Genomic DNA, 16,925 nt, shown 5'->3' on the forward strand with positions numbered 1-16,925 from the left:
TCATCCCCTGATGAAGTGAGGCATATCAAATGGAATTTCTAATGACAGCTCCACATAACCATTAAATTGACCACCGTCAAAAACGGGTGATTGGTAAATGAGTTTTTTAATCCCGTTCTTTTCTATTGTGTAAATGTTTGTGATTTTCTTCTCATACAAATCTTTTAGTTTGCTTTTGGAAGGTTCGGGGTGACAGTCAAAAATATTTGAACCAATTAGTGAATAACCTCCGTCATCTTTAAAAACAATGGATGCTTTTTCATTCATAAATTTGATAATGCCGTTTTTGTCAGTTACAGTAATTGCGCCGGGAAAATTTTTCTGCCAGTTAGTTGTTTCATCCATAAAATTTCCTTTAAACGAAATGTTACGGTTGAAATATATGAAATATCATTTAATGAGAATCATTTTCTTTGTTTCAGTAAATGAGCCGGCTTGCAATCTATAGTAATAGATGCCTGATGCCAGATTATTGATACCGGATAATCCGCCCGGGGCGGAGGAATGGTCTTGTGTATTAAATTCAACTTCATAAGTGCCGGGAGATTTTTCTTCATTAACTAAAGTCGTGATTTGATTTCCTAGAATATCATATACACGTAATGTTACGTGCACAGGGGACGCATAATATGCGTCCCCTACAATAAATTTTATTTTAGTGGTCGGGTTGAACGGGTTTGGATAATTCTGTTCTAAACTGAAATCTGTCACAATCGTATTTACGTCAACAACATCTGTAGGATTCCCTATCATATTTTGATTCAGCCAGATGAATCGGCTGGTTAACCATTGTTTCAGGTAATTAACTTCATCATTATAAGTCTGACCTACGTACGCATTTGGCCAGACGTATACACCAAGTATAGGCCAGCGCTGATAGTTTCTTATTTGTGATTCATTAAGGTATGTAACAAGAGAATCAATGTAATGAAAAACATGATTTGTGTTGAAGACAGTGTTTTTTAATTCATTCCATCTTGCATGTACCTTATCAGCGAACGACTGATGATAAATTAATTTCTTCCACCAGAAAGGCATTACCCATATTTCTTCATTCAGGAATTCATAATCAGTTTCAAATGTTTGAAACATATAACCGGAAGTAACAGCAACATCATAGTAATCACCGTTGCCCATTGAAATATTATAATCCCAAACCGGGCCCATAAACATTTTGGGATTCCTGCTGTCGCGATCCTTGTACATAAAAGCACTCAGACGGTACGTGTCAACATTCTTAACTGTTTCATTCAGAATGAAATAATCGATATAAGAATTAACATCGAGAAAATGAGGATACCCAAGCAGTGAATCAGCAAAATGTATGCTGTACATTGCAGCTTCAAAATCGAAGATAAAATCTTTTATATAATTTTTTTGAACAGTAGTCATATCATCAGGTTTGGGATAATGGTACTGATATTCAATTCTTTGCCAGGCATTATTATGAGGGGGTATAACTGATGTCCATCCTTCATTGCCCTCACCATCGGGTTTATCAATTTTAATTATATAACCGCCTGTAAGTTCATCACCCGTTGAATCGGCGGGTTCAAGTTTTTTAATATCAACCCGATTTGCATCACGTTTAATTTTTTCGAGCAGAACATAAATCCCACGGTAATCACCGTTTAATACAAGTTCACAAAACTTTGTCCGGCTTGCATACCATCCCATTTCATTAACGAGTTTGTAGGCAATCACATCACGAACTAACGACTTATCGTTGTAAGGCGCATATAAAACCCAGTCGCTTTCTTCAGGAAAACCCAGAACAGAAACTTTTAAATCTTCTCCAAGTGAATCCCTTGTTTCAACTGCGTACTGCTTTTTAGGGAACATCTGTGAACTTGAACCGCGGATTTCGATTCCGATCTTTCCGTTATAATTGTTGAATGGATCAGTAATATTATTCCTTACTCCCTCACCGTTGTAAATAATCCCCATGTCAGCGGTGATTTTATGATCATCAGGTATAGTTTGCCCTCCGGTATTGATAACAATTATTGGAAGGTTGGATGAAGTGAAATCAAGTGTTGAATTGTCGGGAAAATTATTTTTATCCTGGGCTACGGATAAATAATTCAGACAAAAAAAGATTGCTGCTAACTGAAAATATTTTGAGAACATCTTAACCTCAAATTCAAAAGTCAGGAAAACTTATTTCAGCAGAAGAAGTTTTTTAGTCGCTGAAAAGTTTCCTGCTTTAAACTGATAAAAATAAACTCCACTCGAAAGACCAAATTCCGCTGTGTCAAAAACTACTTCATAAACTCCGGGTGATTGTTCTTCGTTAACTAACACCGCGATTTCATTACCCAGAATATCATACACACGTAAGGTCACAGGCACGGGGGACGCATAATATGCGTCCGCTACAGCATAGCGGATTCGTGTCGCTGGGTTAAATGGATTCGGGTAATTCTGCTCAAGTGAAAACTCCGGAGGTATAATTTCATTTTCATCTTCAACTGAAGTGAAATTATCATTAACAGCACCGGGCGTGCCGTGACCGACAGATGCATCCCAGCTTCCGGGTAATGAATTATCGAGAGAAGGATTTCTTAGAGAGAGTGTAGGACCGTCACCGTCTGCCTGTGCAGGCCACGGTTCCTGATCATCATAAGTTAGAGAATCAATAAGGTTTAAATTATTATCCAACAGTCTTAATTTTTCTCCGCCTCCGCTTAATCCGAATCCAATATTGCCGATGTAGTTTGTTACATTCGGGAAAAGCGGTTTGAATAAAGCAGTGTCATAAACCAACACAAAATATTCACCGGCATTTAACACCGTCCCCGATGGTATAACAAAGTTGTGTATGTCTTCTTCATCTTTAAATATCCAGTTGGAAAGATTAACTGTTGAATCTGTATTGTTATAAAGTTCTATCCAGTCTTCGGTATTGAAAGCAACAGATGAATTATAGTTTATTTCATTAATCACGATATCAGGTAACGATGCAGTATTCAATTCAAATACCGGTGTCAGCGAGACCCATTCAGTAACAGAAATACTAAGTGTATCGCTTATTGAACTCACACTTCCTTCCCATCGAACAAAACGGAATCCCGGTTTCGGTTTGGCGATTACTTTAACTGGTACATTTGCAAAGTAATATCCGGTCCAGACTGGCGAATTAGTTTCAATTGAATTAATTCTTACCTTGCCCATAGAAGTATCAACTCCCGACAGGCTTAACAGATTAACAGAACCCGCATTGAAATTTTGAGTAAAGTGTAACCTTGAATATGAAAGCCGGTTGTTTGCAAATGTGATCATACGTTGAACTTCAGAAGACCAATCTCCCATCTCATTCCAGCGGCTGTGATGTCTTGGTATTTCAGATTCTATAGCAGACTTCATTGTATTTATTTTATCAACAACTACAGTTGCTTTGAATACCGTATTTGATAAATCGCTGAAGCAATTAATAAAATCATTTTTGAAACCGGTATTCTCAAGTAATTTTCTAAAAAGAAATGTAGACCATGGAGGATTGGGCCAGCTAGGTCCGTTTGTCGCCGTAGCAAAGGTCAACATATTGAAACTATACGCTGTCTGATCATACAGCCCGAAACCAAAATCTGTATCGAACATTATCCATCGCCATTTTCCATTTGCAGTTCTAGGTCGCCAGAATTTAATGTTGCTGCCGGGCCAGTCTTTATTCGCGGCGTAAATCTGTGTCGCCATATATTTGATATAGTTCTCTACATCCATCTGAGTTTTTACATACTCATAGTTCTGTTGTATTGAAGGACTGTTGCTTTCAAGATATTCCAGTAATGCGATATAATGTTCATTGTCACCTTCGACAATATCACCGCCGTACTCTAGTATATCAACGCTGTCGGGATCAACACCATGATGTGATGCAAGAAAATCTTCATTTACTTTTTCGCGGATATTATGAATGCCCCAGTATTGACCATTGATAAAAACTATAGCAGGACGGAATGCCTGTTTGTCTATACCTAAATTGTCAACGAGACCTGTTATTAATCCATCTCTGAACATTGTGGATTGCCAGTCATTCCCCGAGTTGCGAAGAACAAATGATTCAAACTCAGTTATCGGTAGTTCAGGAAAAAACTGATAGTCAATAGAGCCCGGACCGTATTCATTTCGTGCAAAAATTGCTAACGATTTTTGAGCATGTCCCCTGCTCCATCCGCCAAAGATTTTAACTCCGGCATCAATGCTGAACGCAAGGCTTCCGTTAGTTTCAAACAACTCAACATGAATTGGTTTTTCCCAATCCTTCCAGAAATTAGCTCCGAAGTAAGGGAAATCAGGTTCAGCGCTGTCACCCAAAGTGTAGATTCCAAACTCTTCATCAAAAAAATGTTCCGGGTTAGTTGAAAGTGAAACTACAGTTAGATCGGACGGAACATTAATAAAGTATGTGTTTGTAATCGTGTTACCGGGCAGTAAACCGCTGCCTATTTCTGTGGCTCTTAAAACTTTTGTTGAAGTGATCTGAATCGGATTTAAATATAGAGTGGAATTTTCATCCGGCATACTTCCGTCGAGTGTGTAATAAATAGATTCACCCTGAACTCCCGGAGTAAGTGTTACGGAAACAGGCGAAGCATAAAATCCTGCAGCCTGGGAAAATACCGGGGATGAAGAAACTCCGTTGTATCCGGCTGTTGTATTGCTGTCACCAGGTGTTGGATCTGCAAACATAACAAACGTTGAACTGCCGTCAGGTTTTCTTCCTAAAGAAATATCTGTCGGTATAACACCGAACTGAAGTGTATCTGCAGTTATTCCAGATGAATTTGTAAGAACCAGAAAATCTCCATCAGCGTTCAATTTAAAATTTGTGTGGAGATGCTTTTCAGGTAAAATAAGTAACGGATGAGTACCATTTGGGTTTGGCGGAGTAGTATTCATTCCTAAAGTAAAAAATGGAATACAGGATAAGTCGGATGATGAGGTTCCATAATTATGTACTTGTATAGCAAGCACATTTTCACCTTGCTGCAGGAATGACAGAACATTCTGTACAGAAAATGCCGGAGGATTTCCGCCCTGATAAATTACTGCTTCCGTCGCAGAGTCTGCTGACGCGCTATATGCTGGAGGAATACCTGTTTCACCAATATTAGCTCTGGCAATTTCAATTCCGTTCAGGTAAGCGACGAATGCATCATCATAATCAACATGCAAAACTGCTGCAACGATTGTTGAAATATCCTGAACATTAAAAATCTTTCTTAAGTAGAAACTGTTTACCGCAGGAAGCACTGTTGAGTCGTCACCATCTGAATAACCGAAACCACTTGGACCGGAAGACCACGACTGATCATTGTAACCGGGATTTTTCCATTCAACCGGAGGTTCACTTACGCCGAGCCTGTATTTCCATACATCTCCCCAGTTGACTACAGTTTCCCAGTGTCTTACCTGTTCAGTTCTGTCCTTATCGCTGGCGAATATCATCAGGTGCTCGTATGGAGGAATAACAACCTGAGGCATTATCCATTTAAACGGAACGCCTGCATCATCCGAAATTCCGTAACCATTTAAATCAACCGGAGTACTCTGATTATTATAAATTTCAAACCAGTCAGGATAGTCACCGTCTTCATCAGCAATTGTGGAAGCATTGGATGACATTACTTCATTAATAAAAACGGATTGAGGAAACAGATCAAAAGTTAAAATGAATAAAGCAGACAGCAGTACAAATATTTTTTTCATTTTTCCCCTGTACTAAAAATATTCTTCATCAAAGAAAAGATTAACATGATTTACACCGTTTACGTTTTTCAGTTCTTTAATGAATTCGGTAGTTCGTTTAACATCTTTAAGCTTAACATGATATGACAACTCAAGCAGATCCCCGGAGCCCATCGTTTTTGTATTAATCAGTTTTGTTGATTTACAGAATTTTTCAAACACGGGCAGAAATTCAGCCTCATCAGAACCTCCGTTCACCGAGTAACTGAATTGAAGAAGAAAATCTTTCTTAGCCGGGCTGGCTGCATTGGATTTATTTAAAATGTAAAGTATGCCTCCGACTGCAATTGTACCTGTAAATGCCAGAGCATGCAGTCCCACACCCGCAGCCATACCTATTGCCAGCGAAAAGAAAATAAAAATTATATCCTGTGTTTCTTTTATTGCAGTACGAAAGCGAATGATTGACATTGCGCCAACAAGTCCAAAAGCACGAGCCAGGTTATTCCCTATAACCATAATAACAAGGGAAGTAATCATCGACAGAATTATCAGTGAATTGATAAATGAAAAAGAATAACCGGGACCGCGATATGTTATCCTGTAAAAGAATGAAATGAGTAATCCGCAGATAAAGGCAACAACAAGATTCTGCAGTACCTCGCCAATAGTGATAGAAACATTTAAAATATTTTGAAAGTCATCCAGCATTTTTTACAAAGTCTTTCCTGTAATTCGAACCGATCCTGATGTTAGGATCAGAAAGCAGTAATTTTTTATTTTCGATAAACATTTTTATTTCATCATGATTTTCAGAGCAAATAGTATACTTTGAAACAGCCTTCCTTTGGAAACCAAAATTTCCGACAATTTTCCTTAACCAGGTCGGGTAGCCGTGATAGAATTTTATTTCAAGAACAAAATAACCGTGCATTGCCGATTTAAGACTTGCATCATTATATATATCGTCAACAGTAGGGAATGGTAATGATCTAAGATTTTTGTCAAAGGTTATTCGAAGAGTGCTATCAAACTTTGAAAAGTATGCTTCGCGGTCATAAACAACCAGCACTACAGGAATTGAAAACTTATTTCTGTAGTGAAAGAAAAATTTTGCGGCATCATCTTCAGTAGTAAGATACCCGCGTTTCTTCAAAAGCAAATCTGTGTAATCAATCCTGGTTAAAACTTCTTCAAGATTTACATAAAGAAGCGGCGCCCTGTTTTTTGAAATGTGGTTTTCATATTTACGTTTTACTTCAAGAAAAACCAGGTTATCCGGTTTAGCTTCATTGTATGCTCTTACTCTTAACTTTTTCCTGATCTTTAATCCTTCAATCTTATCACGGTAGTCATCAAGATTAGGCGAATCATAATAAATACTTCTGACTGTATATTCCTGTTTAGTTCTTCCTTCCGCATATTCATCAACCCTGAAGAACGGAGATATTGCGTTGCGAAATTCCTCGAGTTTATCACTTGCCACAAGGTACTTATATTCATATCTCATCGGCTTCATATCAGTTCACCAATCTTTCCCACACTATCTTTACATACTCATAAGCAGAGAAACTTCCAAGATTCACATAACAATCAACCATCAATCCCGGTAAAAGCTGATTAAGATCACCTTCAATTTTTGAAGTGCCGATAACAATCTGCGCACCATTCAGCAATCTTACTTTATTATCTATCGAGAGCAACTCACCTGACAGTTCCAGTTTATTGCTGTTAAGATAAACATCAAACGGAAGCGGCAGGTTTAAATATTTTTTTTCAAGTATGTTAACCGGGATAATTATTGTGAATGAAGAGATATCGTTCAATACCAACAGCGTATCATTATTTGTATGCCTGCCTATTGTTCCGTTTATCGGTGAAAGAAGTGTAAAGCCTTTAAATCTTTTTTCAAGAACAGATAATTCTTTTTCCAGAGCGCTTACCTGTGCATTGAAATAATTTATCAGTTCAGGTTTTGAACCGGTTTCAACTGACTCAAGAGTAGCTCTGCTTATCTTAATATTTATTTCATTTAGTTCCGCCGTACCTTGGGCTATCTCGTATTCTTCCTGGGAAACTAATCCTCGTTCGTATAAAGATTTTAACCTGCTAAGAATTTTTTTATGCTCTTCAGCCTGTCTTATTGCAAAGTTTAATCTTTCGGTTTCCTGTTCAATGAGCGCCTGTTTTTCTCCTGAAAGATTTATTGACAAAGATGCACGTGTTGATGCTACCTGACCTTTGAGATTGACTATTTGCCTGTCAATTTCATTTGAATAAACCGAAGCGACAGTATCCCCGGCATTTAAATACGCACCAGCTTTAATACCGGGAGTAAAATTAAATTGAACTGCATCTCCTCTGTCAAACTGTGTAACGGAGTATGATTCGTTAATGCCTGTAAGATTATCTGTCAGCACAGTTGTAACCCGGGCATCGGTACCTTTGTATATCGTCCACTCTTTAACGGGAAGTACTTTGCCCTGAAGATGTATCTTGTAACTAAATTTAAATGGCAGAATAAAAATCAATAAAATTAGTATGATAATTACACTCGAAATTATCAGAGTTTTGTTAGATCTAAGTGTTAACATTTTCTAACGCTGCGGTTCCTTGATTAGATTTCCCCGAACTGTTTGTGTTCGTGTGAAGTAAAAAATTAGTTTGTCCGAATATCCTTAGCATATTTTAACCATTAGACGTCTGTGTTATCTGTTTCCTTCGACATTCATCGTCTGAAAGACAGTAAAATTTATTATCATTTTACTCTCAATATTCGTGCAACAAAAAGGGAAGAAAACAATTTGTGTTTTCTTCCCTCCATATATTCCCAGCCCAAAATTCGCTTAAATTATCGACTATTTCAATACAAATTGCGCAGTTAACTGTTCTACTGTCACTTTAAATTCTCCCAGTTCAGTAATGCGCTTATTATCTCTCCCGATAAAAGACAACTGTTCCGGTTTGATAGTAAATTCAACTACCTTGCTTTCACCCGGTTCAAGATAGATTTTTTCAAATCCTTTCAACTGTTTTACCGGCCTTGATACTGATCCAACTATGTCGGTAAGATAAAGCTGCACAACTTCTTTACCGGAACGTTTTCCTGTATTGGTTACTTTAACTTTTACTTTTACGTCTTCGCCTTTTTTGTTTGAACTTTTATCAAGTGAAAGATCAGAATATGAAAAAGTTGTATAACTTAAACCGTAACCGAAACTCCACTGAGGATTAAAAACATTCGCATCAAAAACTTCAAGAGGTTTGTAATCATAAGGTGTATAAGCGTTAGGGTAGCGAGGATAAGTAACAGGCAATTTGGCACTTGGATTTTCATCACCAAAAATTAAATCTGCAATCGCGTAACCGCCTTCCATTCCGGGAAGGAATCCAACAAGTACTGCTTTTGTTCCGTCAACAATTGAATTGATCAGTCTTGGTCTTCCCTGAAGCATAACCAACACAACAGGTTTACCGGTTTTGATCAATGCTTCAGCAAGATTTAATTGTGCTTTATCAAGTGTAAGATCATTTATGTTACCGGGAGTTTCACAATATGCAGGTTCACCAAGGCATAAAATAATCGCATCAATATTTTTTGCAGCATCAACAGCGGCTTTAATATTTTTTTCTTCTGTGAATGTTGAACCCTCAACATAAACAACTTTATCATTGCCGATTTCTTCTCTTACAGCTTCAACAACTGTAAACTTTTCCTGCGGATAAAGTGATTCTTCATTACCCTGCCAGGTAATTGTCCATCCTCCGTTCATAACAGAAAGCATATTTGCTGCAGGTCCGGTTACAAGCACTTTTTTATTCTTCTGAAGCGGGAGAAAATCATTTTCATTTTTTACAAGCGTAATGGATTCAGTTGCAGCCCGGAGATTTATCTTTGTGAATTCTTCAACGGGTAATTTATCTTTCATCGTTTTATCAGGATATGGATTTTCGAACAATCCAAGCTGCATCTTTACTTTTAGAATCCTGCTTACCGCTTCATCAATTCGTTTCATCGGTACGGCACCTTCTTTAACAAGTTCAAGAAGATGTTCATAGAAACTGAAATTATACGGAACCATGCTCATATCAACACCAGCCATAACAGACATACGTACAGCATCCTTCGGCGAGTAAGCAACTTTATCTCTTGTGTATAATCGAACAATATCTTCCCAGTCTGAAACTACAAAACCATCGAACTTAAGTTCACCTCTTAAAACTTCTGTTAAAAGGTGATAATCGGAGTGAACAGGAATTCCATCAACTTCACCGGAATTAACCATCACAGTGGGAGCGCCTGCTTTTATTCCTTCTTCAAATGTCGGAAGAAAATATTCCCTTAACATTCTTTCAGAAATCCATGCTGGAGTTCTGTCTTTTCCGTTTATCGGGAATCCATAGCCGACAAAATGTTTTAAACAAGTTGCGACTTTATCAGGTGCGCCATAGTTATTTCCTTGTGCACCTTCGATATAACTTCTGCCAATCTCTGAAGCGAGATAAACATCTTCGCCAAAAGTTTCCCATAACCTTGGCCACAAAGGCTGTCTTCCGATATCCATAACAGGATAAAAGTTCCATGGAATTCCCGATGCTCTTACTTCGAGTGATGTTATCTCACCTGACTTTTTCATCAACTCCCTGTTGAATGATGCAGCCATATTTATTGCCTGCGGAAAGAGTGTTGAGTTCTTTGTATATGTTGCACCGTGAATTGCATCTATACCATACATCACCGGAATTTTTAAATGTGTGTTTTTTGTTGCAACATCCTGAATCTTAGTTATTACTTCGTGCCAGTATTCGTAAGAGTGAGCTTTATCATAAACATTAAGAATTGAACCTACGTGATATTTTGTAATTGCTTCTTCAAGTTTTGCAAGATCAAGTTCATGCTCGGTAGTTTTTGTGCCCTGTGTCTTTGAGACAGTCTGAATAGTAACCTGAGTCATCTGACCGACTTTTTCTTCGAGTGTCATTTTTGATAAAAGGTCATTTACTTTTTTATCAATCATTTGTTTATCACTTTGTTGAGGATCGATTTTCCATCCCACAGAAAAAGTAAAGATAAAAATAACTGCTGTAATCAAACGGAATAACTTCATGATTTTCCTGCGATGATTTTTTGAATTAATATTTAGTTAAGCAGAACCAGTTTTTTTGTCTGAGATATTTCTCTTCCGGTGAAATAATAAAAATAAACGCCGGAACTGACCGGCTGATTTGTATCCGTTAATCCATTCCATACAAAATGATTTTCACCGGAATCTATCGAACCGATATTTTCAGAATAGATCTTATTACCCAGCACATCGAAAATATTGAATGTCAGTTCGTCTGTGTAAGGCAGGTAATATTTAATTATGGTTGTCCCGTTAAACGGGTTAGGATAGTTTTGTTCAACACGGAATTCTTTAGGCTGAAATATCTCTTCATCATTAATTCCTGTTGATATATTTTCTATCACAATTCCATTTATCAAAGCGTTATCAATTTCATTACCGAAAAATATTTCGAGTTCTTCATCAGTTACGGTCACTGAATTTACAACCAGTTCATAGGCAGCATTCTTTCCGACCAACTGGTAAAGGTCGACATTATCCGCAACCTGGTTTCCTTCGATATAAATATCAAAAACTCTCTTGCCTGCTTCATTAAAGTATGTCTCAGCCATCATTAATTTTACACGATGTTCACCGTTGGGTACTCTGATTTTATAAGTGACCAACCCGTACCTGTCGGTATTGTAAATCACATCTTCATCGGTTCCGCTTATCGGAGCTGAGTTCTGTGCGCCTGTTCCATCCAGATAACCATACTCTTTATCAATTCCATATTCCTGGTCAGCAAGGTAGCCAAGTGAAGCAGTACCTCCGACATTTATTTTAACCGGAAATGACAGCGCTGAAGGATGTATAAGTATTTTTGCCATTGGCTGCATTGTATTAGGCTGCGGTGCTCTGTCTTTAACACCCATTACAATACAATTATACTGCGTTGAAGGATCTATCCCTGAAGTAACCAGTTCTACAGTTTTAAGATTTTCAAGGAGAGTTGCAGATTGTACTGTAACATTGGGAATGATGTAGTTCCCTGTATTCTCGGCTGTTGTTTCATCTACTTCTTCTGTGAAAAGGATTTTTACTTTATTGCCGGAAGCTCGTGCCCATAAAAATTTAGGCGGAGTTATATCAACAAATCCCGTGTTGGTATTATTTGTAAGGCACAGGATCATTTTACCATCCTGAAAAACTATGTTTGCAGGTAGAAAGTCACATTGATTCCCGTTAAAAGTATGCGTGGCTTTATCCCAGCGAACCTGGTCCCATGAATCAAGATTATCAGTCCATGAATGTGTAAAATTATTTCCTGTACCATAGTTGCCTGAACCCGGTGTGTACGAATAATAACTTACCCAGTCGTAGTACGCAAAAGCGGGAAGTACATCCGGATTCCATGTTCCAACCCAGCTTGAGTATATCGGGTTCCAGACATTCATCATGATTTTTTGAGGAAGGTTTAATCCTTCAATATGAGGTCCTGTTTGCCTGTGGACTTCAACCCCGTCTATAAACCATGCAACATAAGTGGGAGTCCATTCAAATGCGTAAGTGTGGTAATCAAGGTGCGGATTAAAATTTACAAGCTGATGACGGACATGATTTACCTGTCCGCGTGTGATTGGATTAAGTTGCACATCATTTTCATACCGTCCGAGGATTTCAAAATCTATTTCATTCCAGTCATTAACATTTGTCTGTTCGTGATAAGTAAAAAATGTTGCGAGCACACCTTCTTTATTTATCGATTTATAGTTAGCCTCAAACCTTCCGTATGTGTATGCGGCTTTTGTTCTGTACTCAGCACCTTTATAATCTTTACTAATTGTTTGTGAGATGAGACAGGTGATGAGAATTAACAAGAGCGGTAATTTTCTATTCATTCCAACCCTCTCTTAATAAATTCAAAAAATCAACCGACCAAAACCTGTCTGCCGTACGGTCAGGATTTTTGTACAGCAAGACAGATTTCAATCGTCATTCATTAACAGTATTTAGAAGGAAATTCCTACAGTGAATTTCTGTATATCACTCAGTCTTCCGAAATCCTGGTAAGCGTAATCAAGCTTTAAAGCAATGTTACCAAGGAAAAATTGTTTTAATCCGAAACCAAGTGAAAATGATTCTTCAGAATCTTCAAGGAACATGGACTTGTAACCGCCTCTGAACGCTATGAAGTCCTTAAACACATACTCGGCACCTATATTTACACTTTCATAATCATCATTCGGATGCGCGGCATCAACTGCAACTGTAATTTTATGCTCATCTGTAAATACAGGATTGTATGCCACACCAACACGGAAGTTTAATGGAAGCGCCCACTGACCTGTTTCCAGGTAAGCAGGAATGCGTCCGTTATTTCCAGTGCTTTGAAGATTCAGATCATGAAGAACAAGATTTGAGTTACCAAGTAACTGCATCTTTGTTCCGAAATTTGAAATTGACATTGCGAGTATCATCCCGTCAAAAGGAGTTTTATACTGAATGCCGAGATCAAGTGCAAACGCTGTAGCACTCATTCTCCAGATACTTTGATGTATGAACTTCGGGTTAAAGCCTATTGAAAAATTATCAGTAAGATTAATTGCGTAAGCTATACTGAAAGCCGCATCTGTCGCAGTAAATGTTTCGCCTGTTCCATTCGGTTCATCGACAGTAGTTACTTTCATCTCACCTATATCGGAAGTAGTAAAACTAACTCCAACCGTACCCATATCACCAAGATTGTAAGTCGCGGCTATAAAGTTATACTTGATATCCGCAATCCAGTTTGTGTGATCGAACATAACATTTATACCCGGCAGTTTGGCTATACCTGATGGGTTCCAGTACATAGCGCTTGCATCATCAGAAACACCGACAAATGCACTTCCCATTGAAATTGCTCTTGCGCTTTGTCCAATATTAAGGAATGGAGCCGCAGTTGTTCCTTTCTTTGAAACGTTTGTTACAAACTGTGCAAGTATAACCGGGCTCACGAGGAGTAAAGCGACGATAGTAAATAATAATTTTCTTTTCATTGTTTTCTCCTCTATTTGATTACCGCAAATTTGCCAATGTGTTCACCAACTCCCGGTGCATCAACGTGATATATGTACACACCGTAAGCTATATCCATTCCGTCTTCTGTAACAAGGTTCCATGATAAAGAACCGTCATCCATCGGGGAATCCTTTTCAAGTGTTTTAACCAGAGCGCCTGTGATTGTATAAATCCTTACAACACATTTAGGAGGCAGATTGATGAAATCAATTTTTCTTTCTCCTCTTCCTGTTGAGTTAAGATTTCTTCTTTCCCATTCCGCAGCTCCAAGGTAAGGATTAGGAACAACACCGATTCTTCCCATCTGATTATTTGCCTGGTTAGGATCAAAGCCAACCGGTTTGGTGGAGTATCTGAAATAATCATCCGTGTTGAATTGTTTACTTGTTGTTATCTGGAATTTATCCCCGGCAACAGGCGGAGTAGGGTCAATGAAGAAAGGCGGCAGGTAGGAAACTACCCATGCTATCCTTGCATTGGCTGTGGTTTTAGGAAGCGCAATAAATTCAACTATCCATATTGAATCACCCGGTGTGAATGAAGCTGAATTATCCGCATCCCTTAAACCGGAGTTAACATAAAGTCCTGTTGTTTTATTTAGTATCTTAAACGGAACAGGAGTTCTCGGCGGGAAAAATGTTGTATCAACAAATGTATCTGAGAACTGAATTTCATAATCAGAAGGCCAGGGAACGGCTCTTATTGTTTTATCTTCAACAACATCCAAAATAAAGTTGCTGCTTCCAACCAGCCATCCGGTTAGTGAATCAATAACAGCAACAGTATCATTTTTTACTGACACCGACATGCCGTCAAACGGAGGACTAAAAATTGTCGGGCCGATGTTAGTTGAATCTATATTTCTCTCAAGCGTATCAACTGCTCCGCCGAAAGTTCTGATTATTGAATAGGACTGAGTATTATATCTCGGATAGTCGGTCGATGCTTTAAATTTAATCTCGTAAACTGCACCATCCATCAATGCTGAAGGATTAAGAATGTTAACGGTCAGATCACCGGTTCCCATTCCTGTCGGAGTTTTTGTATCACCAATAATTTCGGGAGGAACATAACCGGCAACAGGTGCGTTTGGTGTAACTACCGCACAGTTTATATCAATGAATGTAACTGTACCGGCAAAATCCTCTGAAATAATTTTTGTACACTCTGAAGGCTGAAGCCCTGTAGTTCCATAATCCGGATCGCCCATATCATAAGAAACCATTGCGTAATAGTACCGCTGACCGTTATTAACATCAGTATCAATATATGAATGCTGCAATCCTGTATTACTTCCGCGCCAGAATCTTGCACCGTTAATACCTACCGGGTCAGGTCCTTGTATTGAATCAACAAGGTCATATTGAACGATAGGCTTGTAATACTTCGGGTCACCTTTAGAGTCAGTTATAATTTTTATGTCGTTGAATTCCGCTTCAGTGCTTCGGTATAAAAGATATCCTTCAAAATCTTTTTTATATCCTTTTGTCGGATCATTATCTTCATAACCTAAGAACTGGTCGCGTGATTCTTCGGCGACTTTATCCCAGTATAAAAATACTTTTCCATCTCCCGGTACAGCAGTCAGAGTAGGTTTATAAGGAGGTTTGGAAAAATTATAATTTGCATTATAAATATTCTGTACAGTTTCTTTGTTAAAAATAATATCATCAAGATTATTACCGAACAACAAACACATTGAGAATCTTTCTCTTTTTCCCTGGTTTAAAGGAAAAGGACCTGACGCAAATACCATACTTATGTTTGCGTTCTGCAATGAAGTATCGAATGTACCTGCCAGCATTTTTAGCCACATTGTTTCATCGTCTTTAGGCCAGCCGCCGCCTGTACCGCCGTCGCCTAACCTGTAAATTGAAACTGCGGTTAAACCAATCTGGTCTGATTCATCTTTGTCTGTCTTATCAAAGTTTGGTTCGCCGTCTGTTTTTAATCCATCGCCTTCACCTTCATCAGGACCTTCATACTGAAGATCAAATGGACCAACACCATCACGACCTACGTCATTATTCAACGGTTCATTTTCATCTGCGTCCCAAACTCCGTTTCCATTTATATCGGCAAATCCAACCCAGTCGTTATCATTATCAATTCCGTCATCACGGCGTTCATCAATAAGTCCGTCATCATCATCATCAATTCCGTTAAGTGCGTTACCCGGACTTTCAAGATATGCATAACCGTAATAACCGGTTATCCAGTCCCCGGGAACACCAAGTCCGTTTGTGTCGTAGCAGTATGCAAGATCTAATGAAAGGTCGAAAGATGCATTGTCATCACCAGAGTCATCAGTTCCGCCCACACCACAGTCAGTATAAAAACCAAAAGCAGTTTTGTCATAATTAAAGTCTGAGATGTTGACAATATCATAGTGCCAGAAAATTATATCTTCAGCAAGAACATGAGACCACTGGAAACCGCGGACTTCAACTCTTAATCCCAATCCTCCCCTGTTGTGATCGCTGGCTATAGGATAATAGTTGTAAGGTGCACGGGTAAACTCTTCATCTTTTGAATCATCCATTACAAAGAATGTTTCGAAGTCCGAATTATTAACACCGCGTCCAAAGTAACCATACCAGAACCCGTTCCAATCGGGTGTAAGATCCAACGCGGCTGGCCATTCTGCTGGCCATGTGTGCGGGTTTGTGTTGATTGCCGGAGAAGGTTTTTCTTTCGGGTATTCCTGAACCTGGTTCTGATTAAAATATCCCGGAACAGGTTCGAGTCCCCATTTTGTTAAACCGATAGGCGGATTAGGATCCATCCATTCTCTGTAAGAAGTTTCAAGCGGATGAACTGTTTGTCCGTTACCCGGCGTAACAACCTCTGAAGCGATTAATACAGCAACTCCGTCAAGATAGGAATGACCTGTACCTTTAGGCCATTCACCTGAAGGCTGGAACTGCCATTTTGCAACTTCGCCGTTATTATAAAATAAAGTTCTTACAAGGTTGCCATCCATCGTGCCTTCGCGGCGGTACTGGATATCACCCTTGGGTTCATTTCTATACTTAATTACCTGAGGATCCTGTGCCTGAGCCAGTACAGGAATCAGCATCAGTAGTATCGTAGCTATTTTCTTAAACATTAATTTTTTCCTCCAAT

At 38.6% G+C, this 16,925-nt stretch carries 10 protein-coding genes; all 10 read right to left on the reverse strand.

The genetic code is table 11. The features are described from left to right. A complete protein-coding gene (locus IPM56_14180) occupies positions 1–345 on the reverse strand; it encodes a diguanylate cyclase (GenBank protein ID QQS35382.1) in 345 nt (114 codons plus the stop codon). A 45-nt stretch (positions 346–390) separates the two neighbouring features. Beyond that, positions 391–2,130: a CotH kinase family protein gene (locus IPM56_14185; protein ID QQS35383.1), complete on the reverse strand. Its 1,740-nt coding sequence runs from the start codon at positions 2,128–2,130 to the stop codon at positions 391–393. A gap of 30 nt (positions 2,131–2,160) precedes the next feature. Next, entirely contained in the window at positions 2,161–5,712 is a 3,552-nt protein-coding gene (locus IPM56_14190) for a CotH kinase family protein (protein QQS35384.1), read from the reverse strand. 12 nt (positions 5,713–5,724) lie between these two features. Then, positions 5,725–6,402, reverse strand: coding sequence for a DUF4956 domain-containing protein (locus IPM56_14195; GenBank protein ID QQS35385.1), 678 nt, complete (start codon positions 6,400–6,402; stop codon positions 5,725–5,727). Beyond that, entirely contained in the window at positions 6,392–7,210 is an 819-nt protein-coding gene (locus IPM56_14200) for a polyphosphate polymerase domain-containing protein (protein ID QQS35386.1), read from the reverse strand. The genes IPM56_14195 and IPM56_14200 overlap by 11 nt, the downstream gene beginning before the upstream one ends. Position 7,211: 1 nt before the next feature. Then, positions 7,212–8,285 (reverse strand): hypothetical protein, encoded by a 1,074-nt coding sequence (locus IPM56_14205; GenBank protein ID QQS35387.1) that lies wholly within the window; start codon positions 8,283–8,285, stop codon positions 7,212–7,214. 264 nt (positions 8,286–8,549) lie between these two features. Continuing rightward, on the reverse strand, positions 8,550–10,799 hold the full coding sequence (locus IPM56_14210) for a glycoside hydrolase family 3 C-terminal domain-containing protein (GenBank protein QQS35388.1): 2,250 nt from the start codon (positions 10,797–10,799) through the stop codon (positions 8,550–8,552). Positions 10,800–10,831: 32 nt separating this feature from the next. Next, positions 10,832–12,637: a family 16 glycosylhydrolase gene (locus IPM56_14215; GenBank protein QQS35389.1), complete on the reverse strand. Its 1,806-nt coding sequence runs from the start codon at positions 12,635–12,637 to the stop codon at positions 10,832–10,834. Between the two features lie 111 nt (positions 12,638–12,748). Beyond that, the gene (locus tag IPM56_14220) at positions 12,749–13,777 is read right to left on the reverse strand and encodes a PorV/PorQ family protein (protein ID QQS35390.1); all 1,029 of its coding nucleotides are present in this window, start codon (positions 13,775–13,777) and stop codon (positions 12,749–12,751) included. Between the two features lie 11 nt (positions 13,778–13,788). Further along, a complete protein-coding gene (locus IPM56_14225; GenBank protein ID QQS35391.1) occupies positions 13,789–16,908 on the reverse strand; it encodes a hypothetical protein in 3,120 nt (1,039 codons plus the stop codon). Positions 16,909–16,925: the final 17 nt, after the last annotated feature.

The sequence above is a fragment of the Ignavibacteriales bacterium genome (assembly GCA_016700155.1).
Taxonomy (GTDB): domain Bacteria; phylum Bacteroidota; class Ignavibacteria; order Ignavibacteriales; family Ignavibacteriaceae.